Origin of the sequence: Mucilaginibacter straminoryzae, assembly GCF_022953055.1 — a bacterium.
Classification (GTDB): Bacteria; Bacteroidota; Bacteroidia; order Sphingobacteriales; family Sphingobacteriaceae; genus Mucilaginibacter; species Mucilaginibacter straminoryzae.
Genome location: NZ_JALJEJ010000001.1, coordinates 203,449 through 227,514 on the forward strand (window position 1 = coordinate 203,449; position 24,066 = coordinate 227,514).

Consider the following 24,066-nt stretch of genomic DNA (forward strand, 5'->3'; position numbering starts at 1 on the left):
ATTATCTCCGCTGATACTCTGGCGAACCGATGATAATGCCCACCACTTGTGCCAGCATCTGGCTGTTTCCGTTATTGTTTGTAGGTGCCGCCGGTTTTACCAGTTTCCAGGCTTTGGCGGCAGTATCGTTTTTCATTGTTTGAGCCTGCATGGCGCTACTGGCCGGTGGCGTGTTCGCACTGGCTGCATTTACTTTAGTTGCCAGGTCCGGGTCGTTTAGCATGGGTGTCAGCCTTTTAATCGTTTCATCCAGGTTGCGTTCCGGCATGATGATCTTGCTATAGGTTGCTAACGCTGCCTGCGAACTTTCGGGCTCATGGTGATTATTCAGCGCGGCCAGGTCTATTTTTACCCCCGGGATGCGGTTGGCGGCTATCGCCAGTCCGAAGTTCATCCGGCTGAGTAACGAACCGGTATTGATCCAGTATTGGCCGCGATCTGGAAAGCCTGTCGGGGCCTGGTAGTAATATTTTCTTTCGCCCATCCGGCTGATCCAGTTATATAATTGGTAAGGTTGGGTGATGGTAGCATTTAAATTTCTTACTGCACCGATGGCAAGTTCAAAAGGCGACTTTGTTTTTTCGCGCAGTGCAGATTTGCTCCAGAACTCCGGCGCGCTTACCATCGTGATTAACATCTGCCTGATATCGCCGTGAGTGGCCTCAAAGCTTTTCGCCATCTTATTGATCAGCGTTTGCGGCGGATTGTCGCTTACAAACCGTACCGCTATTTTGCGCGAAATAAATTTCGCGGTAGACGGATGGTTTGCCAGCATTTCCAGCAGATCGACACCTTCCTGGTAGCCGTTATTAGGGCCAAAAGTTCTTCCGAGTACTACCTTTTCTGTTTTATCGTGTCGATTTGGCGTGAACAGAAAATCACCTTCGTGTACAAAACCGCGGGCGGCCAATTGTTCTGCAGGTATTTTATTCAACGTATTGAGGATACCATTGCCGTAAGCACCCATTGGGTAGATGGTCCACCCGGTGAGCACTTTTGCAGCGTTGGTAACATCCTGCTGTGTATAGCCACCATCTACCCCGAGCGTATGCAGTTCCATCACCTCGCGGGCATAATTTTCGTTTAATCCTTGCTGCGATTTTTTAAGTTTTTGCTGACGATTGATTGCCATGATCACCTGCGCAGTATCGTTGGCATTCATTAGTAATTTCTGCTTTAACGCATTGGCAATAATCTGCCGGTTATTGGCATTGCTGTTGTCTGCCCCGGTACTGGTAAAGTTATCCAGGTAGTAAAGCATTGCTGGTGATTTAGCGGTTGCCAGTAACAAAGTATCAAACCGTCCTAATGCATTCGGGCGGATCACGTCGCGCTCATAATCCGGGATAAACTGCGCACAATCATTTTTGGTGATAGAAACATTGAAATGATTGAACCAGAAGTCGGTCATCACCTCCTGTAACTGGTTTGGCGTATAGGCAGCCCTCAATACTTTCTGGTTAATAAACTGCCTGAAAAGCTCCTGCTCCGGCCGCAAGCCTTTCTCGCGCATAAAGCTGTCTATCTTATCGCGGTATTCTTTACGGTCTGTTTTAACAGAATCTTTATTCACCCTTCCTTGGTCGATCATCATCCGGATCACCTGCCCCTGTTTGGGAAAAGTATTGGCAATTTGGGTGTTGCTCAGCTTCAATGCGTCGTACTGGTTAAGTAAATTATTGAGGGAATCTGAAGGCAGGTCTGCATTTAGTTGTTGTGTAAACCAGTTCTCGAGCCCCTGCTTTACCACCGCATCAATCTGCCCCGGCGTTGCGCCATAGGTAAATCGGTTAAGCAAATGTGCGGCGGCTTGTTGTTCTGTTAGTCCGGCGCGCTTATAAGGAAATTTGAACGAGTAACGTTCATGGGAATCGTAGAGGAATGATGCCAGCAGTAAAAATACAACTGCAAGCACGCAAATAACCGGCGTTGCTTTTTTTAAGAGCTTCATGGTAGGGATATTTAATGATCTAAGCTACGATAAGACTGTTAAGTTATAATGAAGTTTAACCGATATGAAAAAAATATTCTGGTTAACTATTTGATTATAAATATAAAAAGCAAGTGTTAACAGTAACTTTCATCTCAAATTGCTTTGCGCCTTAAAAAACATAAAGCTGTTTTAAGCTGTTCAATTTGAATGAGTATAAATTAGTTTTTGTTGCTGCTGCCCGTAAATTTTTGTATTAACTTGTAACTGATCAAGCCAATTAGTCCTATGAAAAAAAATAAGCCCTGCGGGAACGCGCCAGAGGGTAATGAACCTGAAGATAACTCGCGGCGTAATTTTCTGAAACAATCATCGTTGCTTACCGCCATTGCGTTAATACCTGGTGTAGCGGTTAAAGCAGCAGAAGGCCATTTTGATGAGAAGGTTGCCGCTGTATTTGAAAAAGTACCCGTGTCAATAGAAATTAACGGCAAAGCGCATAAACTGAGCGTAGAACCTCGTACTACCTTGCTCGACTTGCTTCGCGAACAACTGGACCTCACCGGAACCAAAAAAGGCTGCGACTACGGCCAGTGCGGTGCTTGTACGGTACATGTTAACGGTAAACGGGTAAACTCCTGCCTGACGCTGGCCGTGATGACGCACGGGAAAAAGGTAACCACGATTGAAGGTCTGGCTAATGGCGATCAGCTGCATCCCATGCAGGAAGCTTTTATTAAGCATGATGGTTTCCAGTGCGGCTACTGTACACCGGGGCAGATCATGTCTGCGGTTGCTTGTGTAAGGGAAGGGCATGCCAATTCTGAAGCGGAGATCCGTGAATACATGAGCGGCAATATCTGCCGATGTGGTGCCTATCCCAATATTGTAAATGCAATCATGGAAGTGAAGGAAGGGGGGCAACAGGTATGAAACAGTTTCAATACGTTCGCCCCACCAGCCAACAAAGCGTTATCGATGCGCTGACCAAACCAGGTACAAAAATTATTGCAGGGGGCAGCAACCTGGTCGACCTGATGAAGCACGGTGTGATGTCGCCGGATAAGCTGGTAGATATCAACAAACTTCCGCTTAGGGATATCAGCTCCATCATGGGCAATGTTCGGACTATAGCTATTGGCGCATTAGCATTGAACAGTCAGGTGGCAGAGCATGCCATGATTAAAGAACGCTTGCCCCTGCTATCACAAGCCTTAAATGCAGGAGCATCCGCACAATTACGTAATATGGCTACAGTCGGCGGCAACCTGATGCAGCGCACACGCTGCCCGTACTTTTACGATACAGCCTTGCCTTGTAATAAACGTAATCCGGGCTCTGGCTGCGGCGCGTTAGAGGGCTTTAACCGGATGCATGCCATCTTTGGGCAAAGCGAAAAATGTATCGCCGTTCATCCGAGTGATATGGCTGTTGCATTAGCTGCGCTGGATGCTACGGTAGAAGTGGTTGGCAAGAAAGGCAGACGTTATATTGCTTTTAAAGATTTTCACCGGCTGCCGGGTGATCACCCCGAACTTGATAACACCCTGGCCAAAGATGAACTGATCACGAATGTGATCGTTCCGGAAAATAATTTCGCTAAAAACAGCTACTACCTGAAGGTGCGCGACCGTGCCTCCTACGCCTTTGCATTGGTTTCGGCAGCGGTGGCGCTGGATATTGATAACGGCCGCATTCAAGACGCACGAATAGCGATGGGTGGGGTGGCGCACAAGCCCTGGCGGTTCTATGAAGTGGAAAAGGCGCTGAAAGGAAAACCTGCTTCTACGGAAACATTTGAGCAAATTGGCGAATTGGCTATGCAGGGTGCTAAAGCCTATAAAGAGAATGCCTTTAAACTGAAACTTACACCAGCAACCCTGGTGGAAGCTTTAAAACATGCTGCCCGTATTGCTTAAAACTACCCTGAACCATGAAACAACAACAAGATCCTAATAAAGCAGCATATACCGAAGGCATCAGCCGGGTAGATGGCCGGTTAAAGGTGACCGGTGCTGCCAAATATTCGGCAGAATATAACCAGGGTAATATGGCTTATGCCGTTTTTGCCAATAGTACCATTACCAAGGGTACCATTAAAGCCATAGATACCAAAGCTGCGGAACGCGCGCCGGGTGTGTTAAAGGTAATTACTTATCAAAACGCTCCTGAGTTGCCGGGTTACCAAACGGGTAAAGACCCCAGCAAACCACCAGCAGGCGGTGGACCGTTAAGGTTGTTTGTAGATAACACCGTAAAATATAACGGGCAGCCGGTTGCTATGGTAGTGGCCGATTCGTTTGAGCGGGCCACTTACGCTGCCTCATTAATTAAGGCAACATATGCCGAAGAGTCCTTCCAGACGGATGTTACCAAAAACTTAGACAAAGCCCGCAGGCCAGGTGGTGTACGCACGGAAGATTATAAACGCGGCAATCCGGACGAATGGAAAAATGCGGAAGTGAAGTTCGAGGCAGAATACGTGGTTCCGATAGAGGTGCATAACCCTATGGAACTGCATGCCATTATTGCCAACTGGACCGCCGATGATAAAGTAGAAGTTTATGCTAAAACCCAAGGTGTAAAATCTACCCAGAATGCTATTGCGCAAGCGTTTAAGTTGCCGAAAGAAAATGTACAGGTAACTACCAAATTTGTGGGTGGTGCTTTTGGCAACGCTTTGCGTACCTGGCCGCATGAAACTGCTGCTGTTATGGCGGCAAAGCTGGTGAAGCGACCTTTGAAATTGGTTTTAACCCGCGAGATGCAGTTCAACTCTGTCGGATACCGTCCGCATACGCTGCAAAAGATCAGCATTGGTGCCACCAAAGACGGTAAGCTAACGGGTTTGATCCACGAAGCTACCGGGCAAACGTCCTCATTTGAAGAGTTTACTGAGGGTACCGTGAACATGTCGCGCTTTATGTATGCCTGCCCCAATGTAGGTACCATTTATAAAGTAGCACCTACTGATACTAATACCCCCACCTGGATGCGCGGACCTGGTGAGGCTACCGGTGCTTTTGCGCTGGAATCTGCAATTGACGAATTAGCGCATCAGTTGGATATGGACCCGATAGAGCTGCGGTTGAGAAACTATGCGGAAACCGACCCTGAGAATGGCAAGCCTTTTAGCACCAAGTTTTTAAAGGAAGCTTACGAAATGGGTGCAGATAAAATCGGTTGGAAAAACCGGCCTTCAAAACCCGGAACCTTGAAGGAAGACGGCTGGCTGGTGGGTTACGGTATGGGTTCGGGCGTATTTGGTGCACACCGCGGCAGTGCAACGGTTAAAGCAACCATGCAGGCCAATGGAACCCTGTTGCTGCAAACGGCCGTGACAGATATCGGCGTGGGTACCGGCACCGCCATGACGGCCATTGCTTCCGAAGCGTTTGGTATCCCTTCTGAGCGAATTAAATTTGAACTTGGGGATTCTTCCTTGCCGCCTTCGCCAACACAAGGCGGTTCGGCGATTACGGCTACCGTAGGCTCGGCAGTGCATGATGCCTGCCTGGCATTGAAAGAAAAATTTCAGCAACTGATTGGCAATGGTGGGGCAGATCAGCCCGACTACGTCAAAGTTTTAAAGGATAAAGGTTTGCCTCAACTGGATGTTACGATCACCTCGTCGCCAAGTTCCGAAGCACGCAAATATTCCAGCTATTCATACTCCGTTCACTTTGTGCAGGTAAAGGTACACCCGGCAACAGGCGTAACCCGTGTTACCAAGGTAGTATCGGTAGCGGATTCGGGAAAGATTGCCAGCCCTAAAACAGCGCGAAGCCAGATTGTCGGTGGTGCTATAGGTGGTATCGGTATGGCTTTAATGGAAGAAGGCGTGATCGACCATCGTTATGGGCGATACGTAAACGCTGATCTGGCTGGTTACCATGTGCCTGTTCATGCTGATATCCCGCAGATTGATACCATTTTTGTAAACAAACCAGATTTTGTAGTCGACCCGATGGGGGTGAAAGGGATGGGAGAAATTGCGCTGATCGGAATGTCTGCAGCCGTGGCTAACGCTATTTTTAACGCTACCGGCAAACGTGTTCGCGAACTGCCGATCACGCCTGACAAACTGATGGCTTAGCTTACCGGTCTTAAGTGATATAGCATCCTCCCTCGGAAAAGTATTCGGGAGGATGCTATACTTTATCACTTTTTGCTTTCCAGGTAGTCTATAGTCAAATTACACAATGCTTTTACGCCTAATGTAAAGCCGCTTTCATCGATATAAAAGTCGGGAGTGTGGTGCGATGGTGCTTTCGCCGGGTCTTGCCCTTTCGGCATTCCACCTAAAAAGATAAACAACCCCGGAACTTTTTGCTCGTAAAAGCTAAAGTCTTCCGCGCCGGTAACTGCCTGGCGAAGCAATACATTTTCTTTACCTGCAGTTGATTGTAAGGTGGGTAACATCTTAGCGGTAAGGGCCGGATCATTGTAAGTTACGGGATAATGTGTCGTTACAGGGATCTGAACGGTGGCCGTTGCACCCATGGCCTCTGCCGTTTTGGTGGCTATTTCTTTTACGCGGCTGATCAGCATTTTTTCGTCCTCAGTACTCAATGCACGTAGGGTACCGTCCATCACCACTTGCTCCGGAATAATATTAGAACGGTTGCCGCCATGAATAGATCCGATGGTGACTACCGCGCCATTCTCGGTCACGTTTAAATTACGGCTCACGATAGTTTGTAGCGCATTAATGATTTGCGCTGAAACCACAATCGGGTCGATACTCGACCATGGATAGGCGCCGTGGGCAGAACGGCCTTTAACCGTAATCCGCATATCATTTGAGGAAGCCATTGTTCCGCCCGGACGGTAAGCAATCTTCCCTACCTCTGTTTGCGAATTAATATGCAGGCCGAAAATAGCATCTACTTTTGGGTTTTCCAGAACACCCTCTTTCACCATCAGTTCGGCACCGCCTTCTTCGCCTTGCGGCGGTCCCTCTTCTGCAGGCTGAAATATAAATTTTACGGTTCCGTGCAGCTGATTTTTCATGCCAGCCAATACTTCAGCTACACCCATCAGCATAGCCACATGCGAATCATGGCCGCAGGCATGCATCACACCGACCTCGTTGCCGTTATAGGTTGTTTTAACTTTTGAGGCGAAGGGGATATTTACGCGTTCAATTACCGGCAACGCGTCCATATCGGCACGAAGCGCAACCACGGGCCCGGGTTTGCCTCCTTTTAATAAACCGACAACACCGGTTTTGGCAACGCCCGTTTTTACGGTAATCCCTAAGGCTTGTAGGTGTTTGGCAATCAGCTCAGCAGTGCGTGTTTCATGGTTCCCCAATTCCGGGTGTTCATGGATATCGCGTCGCCAAGCGATCACTTTTTTCTCCAGGCTTTCGGCCTTTTTATCGGCTTCGGCTTTAAGTGTAGCGGAAGTTTGGCTGTATGCCGCCAATGAGAGCAAAGAAAATAAAAAGGTATACGTTCTTTTCATACAGGGTTGTTAGTTAGCCCTGTTAAGATAAGAATTTTACTTGTTATGCCATAGAGGGGGGCTTGCCGAATGCTTTTTTAAAAGCGAACGAAAAGTGGGACAGGTCTTCGAAGCCAACCTCGAGGTAAACATCGGAGGGCTTGCGCTTCTTTTCGGTAATAAGATGGTAAGCTTGTTTTAAACGTTGTTGCTGCAGCCATCTGTTGGGCGATGTATGGAATATCTTTTCAAAATCGCGTTTGAAAGTTGCCAGGCTTCGGCCGGTTAAATAAGCAAATCTTTCCAGGTGAACATTAAAGAGGTAGTTCTTTTTCATGAAAGCTTCCAGGTCTATCTTTCCGGGTTCACTGAAATCAAACAATACGTCTTTTAGCTCAGGATTTGTTTTTAATAGAATCAGAATGGCCTCTTTCAATTTCAAGTTCAGTAAGTTAATGTCGCCATGGCTTAGCTGTTCATAGGGTTGCAGCGATTGCAGGTAATTGTTATAAAGAAGATGATCCTGTAATAAGGTAACGGGTTTATTAATGTGGTTACCAGACGCGGTGTAACCATACTCTGTACTGAAATTTTTTAGTGTGGCCTGATCAAGGAATACCGAGACGGATTTAAATTCGCCGCCACCTTCCGGCAACTGCTTGTAGAACTTTAATAATTGGTTTCGTTGATGAAAACGAACGTCTCCTTCTTTAAAAGTATGTACATGCTCGCCATCGTTAACGGTGAGTGATCCTGCAAGTTGAAAGCTTAGTACATGATCGGGTACGAACTGTTCGCCTTCGCGGTTTAACGTGTGGTAGCAGGAATATAAGATTTTTGGAGCCGGAGCTTGTCCTGTTTTCATCACTTTTACTTCAGATATAAAATCAGCGGAAAGCGATGTACCTCCCGCTGATTTTAAATATACTATTCTGTACCTTTAATTTTTGCGTAAGCTTTACCTGCTTCGGTCTGTAGAAAATCTACTGCATCGTCCGCGTCTGTAGATTTACTTACGTGCAGCCATTTTTCAAATTCTGCTTTACGTATCTTATCTGTTGCCTCTAACATTGCCGCAGCTTCGCTTCCCAGTACCAAGTGTAGCGGTGGTTCGGGATGTTCTAACAGTTCTATGATCGCTTTCGCTGCTTTATCCGGGTCGCCCATTGGTGTAAAGCTATCGCCTTTCAGAAAGTTTTTCACAAAACCCACGGTGCTTTCGTAACCTTCTACTTCAGGTGCATAAGTCATGGAATCTTTCGCCCAGTCGGTACGAAAGCCGCCTGGTTCAACCGCCGTTACTTTTATTCCCAGAGGTGATACCTCACGTGATATGGCTTCGGCAAAACCGCTTAAACCAAATTTTGCCGCTTGATAAATGCTGACACCCGGCGTACCGATACGCCCGCCAATGGAGCTTACCTGTAATATCCTGCCTGAACGCTGCTGGCGCATATAAGGCAATACCGCACGGGTAATGGCAATAGGTGCATACAAGTTAGTTTCTATCTGGCTGCGAACCTGCTCTTCTGTAAAGGCTTCTGCTGCACCGGTAATTCCAAAACCTGCGTTGTTTACCAGCACATCTATACTGCCAAACTTAGCAATGGTTTGCTCAACCGCACTTTTGATTTGTGCATTATCGGTAACATCCAGCTTTAACGGAAGGATCTGATCAGGATATTGATCTGTGAATTCTTTTAACTGTTCCGGGTTACGTGCGGTAGACGCTACGCGGTAGCCTGCTGCCAATGCTGCTTTTGTGATGCTTCGGCCCAAGCCCCTGGCTGAACCTGTTATAAACCAAACTTTTGTCATGTCTTTCAATTTTGTACATCACAAAGGTCGGTAGTTAAAGGAGGGGAAGCTTTGTTAAAAAGCTCAATTTGCTTTGTTGAAAAGCTCAGTGAGGATATTACTTGCCGGCCGTTTTTTCTATACGCAGGCCCACATCGCTCACTTCATGCAACGGATTGTCGCGCATGTTCTGCTCTATTTCGAAACGGTAAGTGCCTTTTTCTGGAAACTTGAAATTGGTTTTAAAGGGCAGTTGATAGCTGTACAGATTGCCGGTGCCTTTGCCCAGCCACTCGCCATCTTTATTCGCTAATTTGAATTCAAAGCGGGTAGTCCAAGGTTTGCCGCCTTTCAGGTTGGTTTGCGAGATCAACACAAAAAGGTTAGAATATTTGTAATCGCCGGTTACGCGCAGGTTCAGATAGGCGTTGTACGCGGCTGACGGATCATCGATCTTTACATCATACCGGATCCGGTTGACGTACGACCAGTTACGGTTGTTGACCGGCGAATTCTGATCAACAACCATATTAGGGTCTGAACAACTGCTTATTACCAGCAGTGTTAGTAAGAAAAACGCATAAGCAAATGGTTTCAACATTTTTTATTGCTTGTTGTCTGGCCGGTTATCTTGCTGCGGTTTATTGTTATTATTTCTGTTGCGGTTTCTGTTCCGGTTGCGGTTGTTTCGCTTTTTAGCTTCGCCGTTTCCTGCAACATTCACATCAACTACCTCTTCTTTCACTACAACCACCTCTGCTTTTACTACCTGCACTTTTACTTGTGCCTGCTCGTTTCCGCCACGTGATTGTTGCTGCTGCTGCTGAGGTTTTTTCTTTTTGTTCTTATTCTTTTTATTCTTGCGGTCGTCCAGGCGGGTTAAACTATCCTGGCCGACTACGTTCTCATAGTCGAGCACTTTAACCGGCTTAGACTCCTCTTCATGAATTTCGCCCAGGTCTTCAGGTCTTTCACCCTGCTTGTTCATCTCCTGGATTTCTTTTACACGGCTTACATGCAGCGGAATCCAGTTTTCTTCACCCGGATAGCTAAACCACATGGTTTTTTTGAAAATATCCGTCTTTTGCAGGCGCGCATCACCTTTCTCGGTCTTCAATACATTCACATTATCCGGAATGTACTTCAGCGCGTCCATGTAGGTATCCAGCTCGTAGTTGAGGCAGCATTTCAGCTTACCGCACTGGCCGGCCAGTTTAAGCGTGTTTAAAGAAAGGTTCTGATAACGTGCCGCCGAAGTAGAAACGGTTTTAAAATCTGTTAACCAGGTAGAACAGCACAACTCGCGTCCGCATGAACCGATGCCACCTAAACGGCTCGCTTCCTGGCGCATCCCGATCTGGCGCATCTCTATCCGGATACGGAACGCTTCAGCCATACGCTTAATCAGCTCACGGAAATCCACACGGCCTTCCGCAGTATAATAGAAAGTAGCCTTGGTTTTATCGCCCTGGTAATCTACATCGCTGATCTTCATGGATAAGCCAAGGTCCAGCGCGAGTTTCCTTGCGCGATGCATGGTTTCCCATTCCAGGTCTTTGGCTGCTTTCCACTTGTCTACATCGGCAGAAGTAGCCTTGCGTAAAATGCGTTTGGTAACATCCTGTTCGTTCACATGACGTTTGGTCATCTGCATGCGCACCAGTTCGCCGGTGATAGACACATGGCCGACATCGAAACCGCCTGTCGGGGTTTCAACCACCACTAATTCACCTGCTTCTAAATATATATCGTCCTGGTTCAGGTAAAAATCTTTACGCGAACCTTTGAATTTAATCTCAACAATTGGGAAAGCGCGGTAACTGCCCGGCATATCCATGTGGGCGAGCCAATCGTACACGTCCAGCTTGCTGCAGCCATTGGTAAGGCAAGAGCCATTACTTTTGCAGCCAGCAGGTGTACACCCCCCTGTTGAGCAACTTCCACATCCCATAATTAGTTAACTATATATCGAGTCCGCTTTGGCGCGGAACGTTTTAAAAAACAATATTTTAATAATTTGCAAAGATACATCTAAAAACAAAATTTTAGGGTTTGCATTTCGCTCTATATGATAATGCGCTTTCTCCAGCTCGTCCGTAATGGCCTCTGCCGGTAAAAGTGGTATGGCTTTGGCCATTCTTTTGGCCAGTTCCAGCTCTGCAGGTGGCAAATGCACCAGGTCTGCAGCGTCTGAATTGATCAGGCAGCACTCGCGTAAGAAGCTGATGCCGTAACGTAAAAAGTTTTTTTGGTTCTCGCGGCCCAGTTTCGCCAGCTGATCTACCAGTTTAAACAGGTCGCCCTCTTTGTTATTGGTAATGCAGGTACGCAACCATTGCACAAATAACCCGTGATGGTTATTTTCTTCCTGCTGGGTAAGCTGGATGGCCTCGGTGATGTTCCCTTCACTGAGGTAAGCAGCCTGTTCGGCCAGTGCTTTCGGCTGTCCGTGATCTACCAGGTATTCGCGGATATCATCATACGTCATCGCCGGAATTTTTATCAGCTGCGTACGCGATAGAATGGTGTTCAGGATCTGATCCTGATTTTGAGCCACTAATAAGAATAACGTATTCGGCTGCGGCTCCTCGATAATTTTCAGTAACGCGTTACCGGTTTTATCCAGGTATTCGGGTAACCACAAGATCAGGATCTTATAGGCTGATTCAAACGGTTTAAAGCTGAGCTTCTTGATGATCTGGTGGCACTCGGCGATGTTGATGTTGGCCTGTTTATTTTCGGCATCCAGGTAGCCTCGCCAGATATCTAAACTTAAGTAAGGATTCGCTGAAAAAGCCTCGCGCCATTCTTCAATAAAAGTTAAGGCGTTATCGTCTTTATGTTTTGCAAAGAACGGGTAAGAAAAATGCAGATCGGGGTGCATCAGCTTCTGATACTTCCGGCAGGAAGCACACTCGCCGCAAGAATCCTCTGGCTGACGGTTTTCGCAGGATAAATACTGAGCATAAGCAACAGCCAGCGCTAAGGCACCCGAACCTTCCGGACCTAAAAACAATTGCGCATGACTAACCCGGTTCTCTTTAACCGAGTTAACCAACCGTTGCTTTACAGCTTGCTGCCCTACTATTTCTTTAAACTGCATTGGTGCAAGGTAATAAATTTTTGGTCAGATATGAGATGAGAGAATTGAGATATGAGATGCAGGTGTCAAACAATATATTTGCTTTTTGAAATAGTCTCAAATTTCACTTCTCTATACTTAAAATCTGATACATGAGAGTAATGGCCTTTGATTATGGTACCAAGCGGATTGGTATAGCGGTGACCGACCCATTGCAGATGATTGCAAACGGTTTAGATACCATCCATCCGAAAGATATTATCGAGTATCTGAAAAAGTACCTGCAGCGCGAGCAGGTGGAACGCTTTGTAGTGGGCGATCCTAAGCAGATGGATGGCACGCCTTCACAATCTGCGCCGCACGTAAAAGGTTTTGTTACTCTGTTGAAGAAAAGCTTTCCGGATATGCCAATAGAAATGCTCGACGAACGTTTTACCTCCAAGATGGCATCTGCGGCTATTTTGCAAAGCGGCGTAAATAAAACCACAAGGCAAAATAAGGCCCTGGTCGATACCGTTTCGGCTACCATCCTGCTGCAATCATGGCTGGAGCGAAAAGCTTTTCTCTAAAGCTAACGCTACTTTTCAGCTAACAGATCTTCCGTGATTTTCTCGAACTGGCTGACGAACTCAGTATAGTAATTTCCGGTACCCGGGCCGCTGAAGCCGGTATAGATTTTCCGGACATTGCCCTTTTTATCGATGATAATGGTGGTAGGGAAGGCCAGGAAGTTATTTAACGCAGGTAAGCTTTTGGCAGGCTCGCGTTTATTATTCGTAAAGCCGGTAATCAGGAAAGGATAAGGCACGTTAAAGTGCTGTTTCTCTTTTAGTAATGATGCTTTTGATTTATTGAAATCTGTAGTACGCTCATAAGCCAACCCTAATACCTCTACACCGCGTTTATGAAATTTCTTATAAAAGTTAACCAGGTAGCCGGTTTCGTCCATACAGTTGGGGCACCATGATCCCATCATTTCTATAACCACTACTTTATTTTTAAAGCGGCTGTCGCTCAATGATACTTTTTTGCCGTCGAGATCCGGGAATGAGAAATCCAGTTTGGTATAACCGGGTTTCAAAGCAGTCAGGCTATAGGCATCAGGTAGTTTAGCATTTGGGTTTTTAACCGCCGTCCAGGTGTCTTTACCTGTAAGGCCCGAGAAAAATTGTCCGTTGGTTAAAGTTTGCCCGTCCTGAATATCGGCAGTAAATAAAAAGGCATGACCGCCGTCAAAGCAAGATAAGTACAGCTTGCTGCCATCTACTGCACCTTCCAGAAAGCGGTAATCGCCGGTGGTAGTTAAAAAGGTGCCGGTAACTTTAGTGCCTGTCTGCTTAAACTCTGCAACGGTGGTGTCGGGATGATCGGTACCAAAATAGGCAGACCAGCGGCCGTTTACGTTATAGTTAGATTGTGGCGAAGGTTTAAAACGATAGGCTACCCCGTACTGCGCCGAAAATGGTGTAGCCACATCGCGCTCGCCCAGGTGTTTTATCCAATTGCCTTTTAAACTACCGGCTTCGGCTTTCAGCCTGAATTCCGAATCGAACAACGGCATGGTGATAATCACGGAATCGCCCTTGGTTTTTACATCATTTACCTTAAAATGCTCGCTGCCGTTGATGATAGAAACCTGCTGATGGCCTGCGGTATCTTTTACCTCGAAATTAAAAGGAATTTCTGCACCGCTTTGGGTAGCAAGTACGCCGCGCCATGTGCCGTTCTGCAACCTGGTTTGCGCAAAAGCAGTGATGGTAATAATTGAAAATATAATAGATAAAAACTTAAACTTCATTTCCTACTAAATTAGTCGATAATTTCAAAGGTAAGTGAATGAAGCTTAAGATCTAAAATAGTCAGCAGTATTTTACAAAAAGGTGAACAAGTTTTATTTTAAAATTTCACGGGCAATCACAATGCGTTGTATCTCTGATGTCCCCTCGTAGATCTGCGTGATCTTCGCATCGCGCATTAAACGCTCTACGTGGTATTCTTTTACAAACCCGTATCCACCGTGGATCTGCACCGCTTCAACGGTAACCCTCATGGCTACTTCAGAAGCGTAAACTTTTGCCATTGCCGCGGCATGCCCGTATGGCTGCCCCTGATCTTTTAGCCATGCTGCGCGTAGGCATAATAATCTTGCTGCTTCAATCTCTGTTGCCATATCGGCCAGTTTGAATTGAATGGCTTGGTGGCTGGAAATAGGCTTGCCAAAGGTGGTACGTTCTTTTGAATATTGCAGGGCCAGTTCATAAGCGCCGGAAGCGATACCTAAAGCTTGCGATGCGATACCGATACGGCCGCCGTCAAGGGTTTTCATGGCGAAGGTAAAGCCGAAGCCATCTTCACCGATGCGGTTTTCCTTTGGCACTTTAACATCGGTAAACATCAGCGAATGCGTGTCTGAACCGCGTATTCCCAGTTTATTTTCTTTCGGGCCGACTTCGAAACCCGGCATTCCTTCTTCTACAATCAGCGCATTGATGCCTTTATGCTTTAGTTCGGGGTGTGTTTGCGCGATGACGATGTATGTTGAAGCTGAATTTCCGTTGGTGATCCAATTTTTGGTGCCATTTAAAAGGTAATGGTCGCCCATGTCTATGGCAGTGGTATGCTGCGAGGTAGCGTCAGAACCTGCTTCGGGTTCGGATAAACAAAACGCGCCGATTTTTTCGCCGGTGGCCAGGGGTACCAGGTATTTTTGTTTTTGTTCTTCTGTTCCGAATTTTTCCAGCCCGTAGCACACCAGCGAATTATTTACCGAAACTACTACAGAGGCAGAAGCGTCCACTTTGGATAATTCTTCCATTGCCAGTACGTAGGAGATGGTATCCATGCCGCTGCCCCCGTACTCAGGTGAGGCCATCATTCCCAGAAAGCCCAGTTCGCCAAGTTTTTTGATTTGCTCGGCCGGAAACTTCTGATGCTCGTCGCGCTCGATTACGCCGGGTTTCAGTTCGTTCTGGGCGAAATCGCGCGCAGCCTGGCGAATCATTAATTGTTCTTCGGTAAATTCGAAATTCATAAATCGGAAATAGTTGGTGCCCAAATATAATACTATGCACGCATAGTAAAAAGTGGGCAAAAAAAAAGAGAGCTCTTGCGAAGCTCCCTTTCCCCTAATTAATTTAAACTATTGATTAAACCCAAAACAAAGAACAAAAAACCTCAGCTTGGGCGTCTGAGAATTCATACAAAAATAGGTAGATGTTTGTAATGTCTTTCACAGATAAATGCAGAGTCGTTAAGGTTAATACAAAAGTAAGGCCAGAATTTTAAAGCAATACCTACTAATAAGTAAGAATTATTTACATTTGTCTTGTCAATCCCTTTCCCCAGGAGGTAATCTAATGGTATATTGTGCCGTTAGATTAAATTATTCTATTAACTTTAATTTACCTATATCTTATTATATTACTATGCTATTAACTGATTTTGAATATCTTACCAATTCTGAAGAGGCCTTTAAAAAGAAGGTTGCGCTTCAGATAAAGCGTTTGCGCAGGCAGAACCAGGTAACGCAGGAGCGCTTCCTGAGCGAGACCAATATTAACATTGCAAGGTTAGAATCGGGCAAAATAGACATCCGTTTAGACACTTTAAGGAAGATCTGTTACTATTTCGACGTTTCTTTATCTGGTTTTTTTCAGGGCATTTACTAATTGTGTCCTTTTTTAATGTAGTAAAATTGCTGCAAATCCTTTTTATAGTACACCATAATCCTTAATATGTATGTTATTTAATACAAAACCCCTAACAAGCGCTAAAAACTGTACGGCAGTTTTAGCCGCTGCGGTAACTATCGCTTTTGTAAGTGCGTGTAGCAACCACCAAAGCGATGAGCGTTATGCAGAACATGACGTGATTGTAAAGAACATGGACACCACGGTTAAACCCGGTGATGATTTCTTTAAATATGCTAACGGCGCATGGCTGAAGAAAAACCCGATCCCTGCGGCTTACTCCAGATGGGGTATCGGCAGTGTGGTGAACGAAGAGTTGAGGGACAGGCTGAAAAAGATTAATGAAGATGCCGCTAAAGAAGGTGACGCTAAAGGAAGTAACTCACAAAAGATCGGCGATTTTTACTTCAGCGGCATGGATACCGTGAATATCGAAAAGGAGGGATTATCTCCGCTGAAAGCAGAGTTGGATAAAATAGACCAGGTGAAGGATATCCCTTCGCTGATTGATGAGTTTGCGCATTTAACCGTGATCGGTGTAACCACGCCTATCGGAACCGCTGTACAGCAGGATGCCAAAAACAGCGACAAGATGGTGCTATACCTGTGGCAGACCGGCATTGGCTTACCTAACCGAGACTATTATTTTAATACAGACGAGCAAAGCGTAAAAGTGCGTACTGATTATCAGCAAACGCATTTGCCAACTGTATTGAAGCTAAGTGGTGATAACCCGGCAGCTGCGGCGAAAATTTTCGGGCTGGAGAAATTCCTGGCGGATAGTTCGCGCAAATTGGAGCAACTGCGAGATCCATATAAAAACTACAATAAAATGCCGGTGGCCGGGTTAACCAAATTAACGTCGCAGATCAACTGGGCAGACCTTTTTGAAAAGATGGACTACAAAAAGGTGGATACCGTAATTGTAGGACAGCCGGAATATTACCGCGCACTAAGCAAAGCTTTAAATACGTACAGCATTGCAGACTGGAAAGTGTACCTGCGTAAAAACCTGGTAAACGAATTCAGCGCGTATCTGAGCAAACCTTTCGATCAGGAGAATTTCCGTTTCTACGGTACCGTTCTTTCCGGCCGTAAGGAACAATTGCCGCGCTGGAAACGTGTACTTGATACAGAGAACGGAATTATGGGCGAAGTACTGGGTCAGCTGTTTGTGAAAGAATATTTTCCTGAAAAAACAAAAGAGCGTTACGTGAAACTGGTGGACGCCATGCGCGAAAGCTTTAAAGAACATATTGAAAAGCTGGACTGGATGAGTGCCGAAACCAAAACTAAAGCGCTGGATAAGCTAAGCAAGATCACCCCTAAAGTAGGTTACCCGGATAAATGGAAAGATTTCTCTGACCTTACAATCGTTCGCGGACCGTACGTTCAGAATATCATCAACGGGAATATTTTCTGGCATAAGCGCGATGCAGCGAAATTAGGTAAACCGGTAGACCGTACCGAGTGGGATATGACACCGCAAACCTATAACGCCTATTACAATCCATCTAACAATGAGATTGTACTGCCGGCTGCACAATTCATGATCCCAGGCGCGAAGGATGAAGATATTGATGACGCTGTGATTTATGGTTACGCCGCTGCATCTACCATCGGCCACGAGATGACGCACGGTTTTGACGATGAAGGCCGTCAGTTTGATGCCAAGGGTAACCTGAAAGCCTGGTGGACTAAAGAAGATTCGGTAAAGTTTACCCAACGGGCTCAGAAACTGATCGACCAGTTCAATGGCTACACCGTTTACGGCTTGAAAGTTAACGGAAAAGCCACACAAGGCGAAAATATTGCAGATCTTGGTGGAATTGTGATCGGTCTGGACGCTTTCAAAAAAACCGAACAGTATAAAGAGGGTAAAAAAATCAACGGACTTACCCCGCTTCAGCGCTTCTTCCTGGGTTATTCACTGGGCTGGCTGGGACAGGAACGTAAGGAAACCCTAATCAACCAGGTGCTGACCAACGAACATGCGCCGGGCTTTCTACGGGTTAACGGTCCGTTCGCCGATGTACCCGACTTTTACGAGGCATTTCATATCAAAAAAGGCGATAAGCTTTACCTTGATCCGGATAAACGGGTGAAGATTTGGTAATTTGAAGATGTGTTGATTTGTGAATTGAAATTTTCAAATCATCACATTTCCAATTCAATTAATTAAAATGCACGCATTCCTGGACTGGTGGCATCAGCAAAGCTGGATAGAACTGATCGGGGTAATCACCGGGCTAGTTTGTGTTGCGCTGGCTGCCATTAATAATATCTGGAACTGGCCGTTCGCTATTGTTAATGTAGCCCTGTACATCTACATTTTTTTTAACGCACGGCTTTACGCAGATATGGGTTTGCAGGTTTATTTGCTTTGTATCAATACTTACGGATGGTACTACTGGAGCAGGAAGCCTGCAGATGAGACAAAAGTCCCGGTAGCGCAGATCAATAGTAAACAGTTGCTATGGTCTGCGCTTACTATTTTAATAGTTACCCCGTTTTTGGGTTTCACCTTAATTAAGTTGGCGCCGGTTCTGCATTATCAGCCTGCATCATATCCCTACCTGGATAGTTTTTGTACGGCCTGCAGCATTGTAGCCCAGATACTAATGGCCCGTAAGGTATTGCAAAACTGGCTGCTCTGGGTGTTTGTAGATGTGATTTATGTAGGCGTTTATATCGCAAAAAACTTACATGCCACGGCGTTTATGTACGCGGTTTATGTTATAATTGCACTACTGGGTTTTATAGACTGGCGGAAAGATTATCAAAAGCAGATACCAATCAGATAGTATTTTCGTTTACCTGCTGGCTCCCTTTAAATTTCATGGATCAGGAAGAAAAGTCCGTTATAAAAATAGCTGTAGTCGGTCCGGAATCAACCGGAAAGTCTACCATGTCGGCTTACCTGGCAAAGTATTTCCATACCATCTGGGTACCCGAGTTTGCAAGGGGCTATTGTGAACAACTGCCCGGCCCGCCTACCTGGCAGGACGAGATTAACATGTTTCGCGGGCAGGTTGAACTGGAGCAGGAACTGTTACCCCAGGCGAACAGGCTGCTGATCTGCGATACCACATTTATTACCGTAAAAATCTGGAGCGACCATGTGTTTGGACGTGCACCGCAAGAAGTGCTGGACGAATTGCCTAAGCATCCGTACGATCTGTACCTGTTGCTGGATATCGACATGCCCTGGGAGCATGACCCTTTGCGCGATTTCCCTGATCTGCGCGAACATTTTATGCAGGTGTGGCACCGTGAATTAAAAGCGCTGGATGCCGATTATATCCTTATTTCAGGCCTTGGGGCCGAGCGTTACCAAAACGCTGTAACAGCTATCGAAAGCTTTCTGGAAAAAAAATAATATTTTTCTTACACCAGATGCAACGTTGCTAAAAACGTGGTGTCTTTTTATTTCGAAAGCTAATCACAATTGGAAGCAGTATACATAGATAAACATTATGGCCTGGTGGCCGAGTGTAAGCAGGGAAGTAAAAAAGCCTGCTACGAGCTTTATCGTCTATATTCTAAAGCCATGCTCAATGTGGCCTATCGCATCGTAGGCAATATTGAAGAGGCCGAAGATGTGCTGCAAGAATCTTTTGTGGATGCTTTCGCCAAACTGAAAGATTTCCGTCAGGAAACTACGTTCGGTTTATGGCTGAAGCAAATTGTGGTAAACCGGGCTATTAACCTGCTGCGCAAACGCCGGTTAGACTTGACCGAGCTGGAGGACGGGCACCTGGAGAATATTGTCGATAAGGAAGAGGATGACCAGGAAGAAATTCAATACCAGGTGGCGCAGGTGAAACAAGCCATTCAATTACTGCCAGAAGGTTACAGGATAGTACTGTCTTTGTACCTGCTGGAAGGTTATGACCACGAAGAGATCGGCCAGATTTTGAAGATCAATGAAAATACGTCCAGAACCCAGTTTCTGCGAGCGAAAAGAAAGTTAATGGAAATTTTAAGACAGAAAGGAAACGTAGCATGAGCAAGCGATTAGAGGATTTTATCAGGAACAACCAGGACGGGTTCGACGAATTGGAACCGCGTGCCGAATTGTGGGATAATATCGAAAAAAGGTTGTTTGCAGAGGAACAAACGCCAAAAAAGCGCGAGGCCAAAACCTTCTCTCTTGGTTTCGTGCTCAGAGTGGCCGCCATGATCATCATGGTGATGGGTATCGGTTTCGTTGTATACCTGCGAAACGAAAAGCGCCCGGGAGGAGTGGATTTAACTGCCATTAACCCCGAATATGCCAAACAACAAATGCACCTGGCATCATTAGTAAAAGAGAAACGCAGCGAACTGCGGACGGTGGCCCAGAAAGACCCACAGCTTTACCGGGAATTCAGTACCGAGATAGCGAAAATGGATTCTACCTATAAAAAACTGACAAACGAGCTGAAGACCAGCCCTAACCAGGAAAGGGTTTTACGTGCAATGATCCGGAACTTGCAGGTACAAACCGAGGTGCTGAATCAGCAGCTACAGGTAATTGAACAGTTTAACCAAATCAAAAACAATCAGGAAAATGAAAACAAAGATATTTAACACCTTATTAATGGCTATTGCCTGCATTGTAGCAGGCTTCAGCCCCGCCACAGCCCAACAAGCTGTTACTATTACGCCGGCAGTGCCGCTTGATAACTTAATCGAGCCGCTTCCTGCGCTGGATCTGTACACCCTGTCTGCAGATACCTATCTTGTTACAAGCGTCAAGGATTCTAGCTATCGCAAGGAAATGAAAAAACTGCAAGAGCAGATGCGCTCATTGCAGACACAGATGAACAAGCTGCGTACAGACGAGTTCAGGAAGCAGGCCTTAGCCATGGCAGACAGCAATCGTAAAAGAGTAACCAAGACTTATTCTTTCAACCTTAAGTCGGGCGACTTAACAAATAGCTTGAAGAGTTTTGGTAATATTACCATTACAGGCGATGATTACCTTAAAAAGAAGATTGAGAGCGGCGAGGTAAAAGAAAAAACCAAAACCTATACCAAGAGCTATAATGTTGATCGCGATGATCAAATCCAAATAGATAACCGCTTTGGCAAAGTAACCGTGAATACCTGGAACAAGAACGAGGTAAAGGTAGAAGTACAGGTCAAAGCTGATGCTAACGAAGAGGAAGACGCGCAAAAATTGCTGGATAACGTAACAATCAGCGATAGCAAAGATGGTTCGTTGGTTTCATTTAAAACAAATATCGGGGGCGAAAGCGGAAGCTGGGGTACCTGGTTTAACCTGGGCAAAGTACGCACCCGTAAAATAGAAGTAAACTATACCGTTTACATGCCGATCAAAAACTCGCTGAGCATTACCAATCGTTATGGCAATACCGAACTGCCAGAGCTTTTAGGCAAAGTGGTGGTAGATAACGCATACGGTAGCTTTACCGCTAAAACACTGAATAACCCCGCCTGCGAAATTAAAGTACGCTACGGCAGCGCGAGGATAGATAACCTGGTGGGCAGCGACTTAAATGTAGCTTACGGTAACCTGGTAGTGGGCGAAAGCGATAAGTTGAATGCAGATATCAGCTATGGCAGCGCCAAAATCGGTAAGATTAAAACCACAGGTAATATCAACGCCCGCTTTAGCGGTACCATTCAGGTGTCTGATGTGGATAAAAACCTGAAGAACCTGGCCGTTAACTGCTCTTATTCGAGCGTAAAGTTAGGCTTGGGGAATGATCAGAATGCAGATTTTGATGTAACTGTGAAGTATGGCAGCTTCAAATACGATGATCTCCCGGTAAGCATCACCTCTAAATCACCAGAAGAAGGAGACCGTGGCTTTAGTGCCACACACGTTTACAAAGGCAAGGTTGGTAAAGGCAACTCTGATAAAGTAATCGTGATCAAGTCAACCTTCGGAAGCGTGAAATTTGATTGAAATTTTACTCCCCCTTTTTTAGGGCATGCGTTTAATTAGTTTGTTTAATGTGCAAATCCCGTACTGCGAGAGTACGGGATTGCGGCGTGCATGCTATTTTATAATACCCTGCACAATAAACCTTTCAGGTATTCACCTTCGGGAAACGATGCCCTTACAGGATGGTCTTCGGGCTGGCAGAACTGGTAAATAAACTGTACTTCTTTACCTGCATCCAGCGCGGCCCAGGCCAGCACCTGCTTAAACGTATTAATATCCATTGCGCCCGAACAGGAGAATGTAGCCAGAAGGCCGCCTTTGTTCAGTAACAGCATGGCAATACGGTTAAGATCTTTGTAGGCGCGTGAAGCACGGTCCAGTGCAGAACGGGAAGGCGCGTATTTAGGTGGATCGAGCACGATCACGTCGAACATTTCGCCCTCTTCTTTAAACTTTCTTAGTTGTTTGTTTACGTCAGACTGTATGGCCTGATGTTGCGGGCTTTGTAAGCCGTTCAATACGATATTCTTCTGTAAGGTATCAATAGCCAAAGCCGAACTGTCCACACTGGTTACAGAGGCAGCACCAAGCTTTAAGCTGTTTAAGGTAAAGCCACCGGTATAGCAAAAGCAATCCAGTACTTTTTTGCCTGCGGTATGTTCTGCAAGTATCCGGCGGTTATCGCGCTGGTCGCAGTAAAAGCCGGATTTTTGGCCTTCGGCTATATTAATGCCATAAGTCAGTCCGTTTTCTTTTACCTGCACCAGTTCTGGCGGGTGTTCGCCTGCAAGGATACCTCCGCTGGATGCGCCTAGGCCTTCGTGCTCGCGCGATGAAGCATCACTCTTATCAAAAATTCCTTTAGGCTGAAGCAACTGCTGTAATTCGTCAATAATTACCGCCTTGTTGTTTTCAATACCGGAAGTAAGTATCTGTAGCGAAAGATGATCCGCATATTTATCTACAATGAGACCGGGAAGGTAATCTGCTTCGCTGAAAATTAACCGGCAGGTATCTGTTTGGCCAGCGTGCAGGATATTACTCCGGCTGGCTATGGCCGTGCGCACCTTCTGACGGAACCAATCATCGTTAATTTCGATACCCTCATTCCATTCCAGCAGGCGTAAAGCAACCCGCGACTGATTATTATAAAAGCCATAAGCTAAAAATTTTCCGGTGGCATCTACCAGCCTAACAATGTCGCCATTGGCAGGCTTACCCTTTGCCCGTTCTACTGCACCCGAAAACAGCCAGGGATGGCGCTGCAATACGGCCTTTTCTTTTCCTTTCTTCAGGACAACATCAATCATCCGGCAAAGATACCAAATTGTAGCATGCTGTTTATTCTGTTGCCCGCTATTCTAAAAGCGATAACACATCTGCAATTACTTCTTCGTTTTTCAGAATGCGATCGTGACCTGCCCCGTTATAGGCTTTGCTTTTTACATCGGGATGCGCGGATAAAAATTCCTGCAGGTATTCAAACGGAGCAATATGGTCTTCCTCATCATAAGCTAAAAAATGAGGCAGGCCCTTAAAATTATACAAAGTGGTTAAACGGAAATGCGAAAAGTGATCATCAAACCGTTTCCGGAAATCTTCAAAAAAAGCCTCTTGTGCTTCCTCTGGTACCCCCACACTGTTCATGGTCGCCTTGAAATTCTCCTTCACGCGGATCAACGGAGTGATACTGATAAGCTGGCGCGGAGCCACTTTCAGATCGTTCAGGGCAATTACGTTCGCCATGGCGCCGAGCGAGTGCGCAATCATTACTTCGGGTGTACCAATGTGCTTCAGCAGGGCCTTAACCGCTTCTACATATAGCAAAAGATTAGATAACGCTCCTTCAGATTTACCGTTACCCGGCGCATCAAAAGCAATCACCTGGACATCATCCATCGTCAGCAGCGCGTTGATCAGCTCAATGAAGTCGGCAGCTTTAGAAGCCCATCCATGAGTAAGCATGATCTTCCGGCGGCCCTCTCCCCAGATAAAATAATTAAAATTTAGTTCGCGCTGCGTGAAGTACTGGTCAAATACTTTCAGCGAACCTGTTTCTGCCTTAGCCAGCAGTTCTTTCTGCGGAAGCCATAACGGCATTTGCGGCGAGTGGCAGATCAGCTGCCATAATAAGGGCGTAAGTTCTGTATTATTTTGTATTGCCGCTTTTACATCAGCAACAATACGTCTCATTGTTTTCATAGGGCCAGGAGGAGCGTTTCAG

At 46.0% G+C, this 24,066-nt stretch carries 22 protein-coding genes; 11 read left to right on the forward strand and 11 right to left on the reverse strand.

From position 1 onward, the window contains the following. Position 1 precedes the first annotated feature (1 nt). Positions 2 to 1,951: a DUF1800 domain-containing protein gene (locus MUY27_RS00975; protein WP_245128093.1), complete on the reverse strand. Its 1,950-nt coding sequence runs from the start codon at positions 1,949 to 1,951 to the stop codon at positions 2 to 4. 267 nt (positions 1,952 to 2,218) lie between these two features. On the opposite strand from MUY27_RS00975, the gene MUY27_RS00980 reads away from it, so the two are divergent. From MUY27_RS00980 to MUY27_RS00990, 3 genes are read left to right on the forward strand one after another with little or no spacing between them, the layout of a single operon-like run. Beyond that, positions 2,219 to 2,863 (forward strand): (2Fe-2S)-binding protein, encoded by a 645-nt coding sequence (locus MUY27_RS00980; protein ID WP_245128094.1) that lies wholly within the window; start codon positions 2,219 to 2,221, stop codon positions 2,861 to 2,863. Next, positions 2,860 to 3,849, forward strand: coding sequence for an FAD binding domain-containing protein (locus MUY27_RS00985; protein ID WP_245128095.1), 990 nt, complete (start codon positions 2,860 to 2,862; stop codon positions 3,847 to 3,849). Before MUY27_RS00980 ends, MUY27_RS00985 begins: the two co-directional genes overlap by 4 nt. A gap of 14 nt (positions 3,850 to 3,863) precedes the next feature. Further along, positions 3,864 to 6,026 (forward strand): xanthine dehydrogenase family protein molybdopterin-binding subunit, encoded by a 2,163-nt coding sequence (locus tag MUY27_RS00990; protein WP_245128096.1) that lies wholly within the window; start codon positions 3,864 to 3,866, stop codon positions 6,024 to 6,026. 65 nt (positions 6,027 to 6,091) lie between these two features. Here the strand turns inward: MUY27_RS00990 and MUY27_RS00995 are convergent, their stop codons facing one another. The 6 genes from MUY27_RS00995 to MUY27_RS01020 form a co-directional block, all read right to left on the reverse strand. Further along, positions 6,092 to 7,399, reverse strand: a complete 1,308-nt coding sequence (locus tag MUY27_RS00995) for an amidohydrolase (protein WP_245128097.1) — start codon at positions 7,397 to 7,399, stop codon at positions 6,092 to 6,094. A gap of 43 nt (positions 7,400 to 7,442) precedes the next feature. Further along, positions 7,443 to 8,243 (reverse strand): helix-turn-helix domain-containing protein, encoded by an 801-nt coding sequence (locus MUY27_RS01000; RefSeq protein WP_245128098.1) that lies wholly within the window; start codon positions 8,241 to 8,243, stop codon positions 7,443 to 7,445. Between the two features lie 62 nt (positions 8,244 to 8,305). Further along, entirely contained in the window at positions 8,306 to 9,196 is an 891-nt protein-coding gene (locus tag MUY27_RS01005; RefSeq protein ID WP_245128099.1) for an oxidoreductase, read from the reverse strand. Between the two features lie 97 nt (positions 9,197 to 9,293). Then, the gene (locus tag MUY27_RS01010; protein ID WP_245128100.1) at positions 9,294 to 9,776 is read right to left on the reverse strand and encodes a gliding motility lipoprotein GldH; all 483 of its coding nucleotides are present in this window, start codon (positions 9,774 to 9,776) and stop codon (positions 9,294 to 9,296) included. A 3-nt stretch (positions 9,777 to 9,779) separates the two neighbouring features. Beyond that, positions 9,780 to 11,126, reverse strand: a complete 1,347-nt coding sequence (locus MUY27_RS01015; protein WP_245128101.1) for a PSP1 domain-containing protein — start codon at positions 11,124 to 11,126, stop codon at positions 9,780 to 9,782. A 6-nt stretch (positions 11,127 to 11,132) separates the two neighbouring features. Then, a complete protein-coding gene (locus MUY27_RS01020) occupies positions 11,133 to 12,278 on the reverse strand; it encodes a DNA polymerase III subunit (protein WP_245128102.1) in 1,146 nt (381 codons plus the stop codon). 131 nt (positions 12,279 to 12,409) lie between these two features. Between MUY27_RS01020 and ruvX the strand changes: the two genes are divergently transcribed. After that, positions 12,410 to 12,826 (forward strand): Holliday junction resolvase RuvX, encoded by a 417-nt coding sequence (ruvX, locus tag MUY27_RS01025; RefSeq protein WP_245128103.1) that lies wholly within the window; start codon positions 12,410 to 12,412, stop codon positions 12,824 to 12,826. A gap of 8 nt (positions 12,827 to 12,834) precedes the next feature. Here ruvX and MUY27_RS01030 read toward each other — a convergent pair whose 3' ends face one another. Further along, positions 12,835 to 14,055, reverse strand: a complete 1,221-nt coding sequence (locus MUY27_RS01030; protein WP_245128104.1) for a peroxiredoxin family protein — start codon at positions 14,053 to 14,055, stop codon at positions 12,835 to 12,837. Between the two features lie 93 nt (positions 14,056 to 14,148). Continuing rightward, complete coding sequence (locus MUY27_RS01035; RefSeq protein WP_245128105.1) at positions 14,149 to 15,288, reverse strand: acyl-CoA dehydrogenase; 1,140 nt, start codon at positions 15,286 to 15,288, stop codon at positions 14,149 to 14,151. A 394-nt stretch (positions 15,289 to 15,682) separates the two neighbouring features. Between MUY27_RS01035 and MUY27_RS01040 the strand changes: the two genes are divergently transcribed. The 7 genes from MUY27_RS01040 to MUY27_RS01070 all read left to right on the forward strand — a co-directional run bounded on the left by MUY27_RS01040 (position 15,683) and on the right by MUY27_RS01070 (position 21,863). Beyond that, positions 15,683 to 15,925, forward strand: coding sequence for a helix-turn-helix domain-containing protein (locus MUY27_RS01040; protein WP_245128106.1), 243 nt, complete (start codon positions 15,683 to 15,685; stop codon positions 15,923 to 15,925). A 70-nt stretch (positions 15,926 to 15,995) separates the two neighbouring features. Beyond that, complete coding sequence (locus tag MUY27_RS01045) at positions 15,996 to 18,062, forward strand: M13 family metallopeptidase (protein WP_245128107.1); 2,067 nt, start codon at positions 15,996 to 15,998, stop codon at positions 18,060 to 18,062. Positions 18,063 to 18,129: 67 nt separating this feature from the next. After that, positions 18,130 to 18,750 carry a nicotinamide riboside transporter PnuC gene (gene pnuC / locus MUY27_RS01050; RefSeq protein ID WP_245128108.1) on the forward strand — a complete coding sequence of 207 codons (621 nt, stop codon included), beginning with the start codon at positions 18,130 to 18,132 and terminating at the stop codon, positions 18,748 to 18,750. A 35-nt stretch (positions 18,751 to 18,785) separates the two neighbouring features. Further along, complete coding sequence (locus MUY27_RS01055; RefSeq protein WP_245128109.1) at positions 18,786 to 19,325, forward strand: AAA family ATPase; 540 nt, start codon at positions 18,786 to 18,788, stop codon at positions 19,323 to 19,325. Between the two features lie 69 nt (positions 19,326 to 19,394). Beyond that, entirely contained in the window at positions 19,395 to 19,955 is a 561-nt protein-coding gene (locus MUY27_RS01060; RefSeq protein ID WP_245128110.1) for an RNA polymerase sigma factor, read from the forward strand. Next, positions 19,952 to 20,518 carry a hypothetical protein gene (locus MUY27_RS01065; protein ID WP_245128111.1) on the forward strand — a complete coding sequence of 189 codons (567 nt, stop codon included), beginning with the start codon at positions 19,952 to 19,954 and terminating at the stop codon, positions 20,516 to 20,518. The genes MUY27_RS01060 and MUY27_RS01065 overlap by 4 nt, the downstream gene beginning before the upstream one ends. Next, positions 20,499 to 21,863 carry a hypothetical protein gene (locus MUY27_RS01070; protein ID WP_245128112.1) on the forward strand — a complete coding sequence of 455 codons (1,365 nt, stop codon included), beginning with the start codon at positions 20,499 to 20,501 and terminating at the stop codon, positions 21,861 to 21,863. The genes MUY27_RS01065 and MUY27_RS01070 overlap by 20 nt, the downstream gene beginning before the upstream one ends. A 98-nt stretch (positions 21,864 to 21,961) precedes the next feature. On the opposite strand, the gene MUY27_RS01075 is transcribed toward MUY27_RS01070, so the two are convergent. Further along, positions 21,962 to 23,152, reverse strand: coding sequence for a class I SAM-dependent rRNA methyltransferase (locus MUY27_RS01075; RefSeq protein WP_245128113.1), 1,191 nt, complete (start codon positions 23,150 to 23,152; stop codon positions 21,962 to 21,964). Between the two features lie 46 nt (positions 23,153 to 23,198). Further along, complete coding sequence (locus MUY27_RS01080) at positions 23,199 to 24,044, reverse strand: alpha/beta fold hydrolase (RefSeq protein WP_245128114.1); 846 nt, start codon at positions 24,042 to 24,044, stop codon at positions 23,199 to 23,201. Between the last annotated feature and the right edge of the window lie 22 nt (positions 24,045 to 24,066).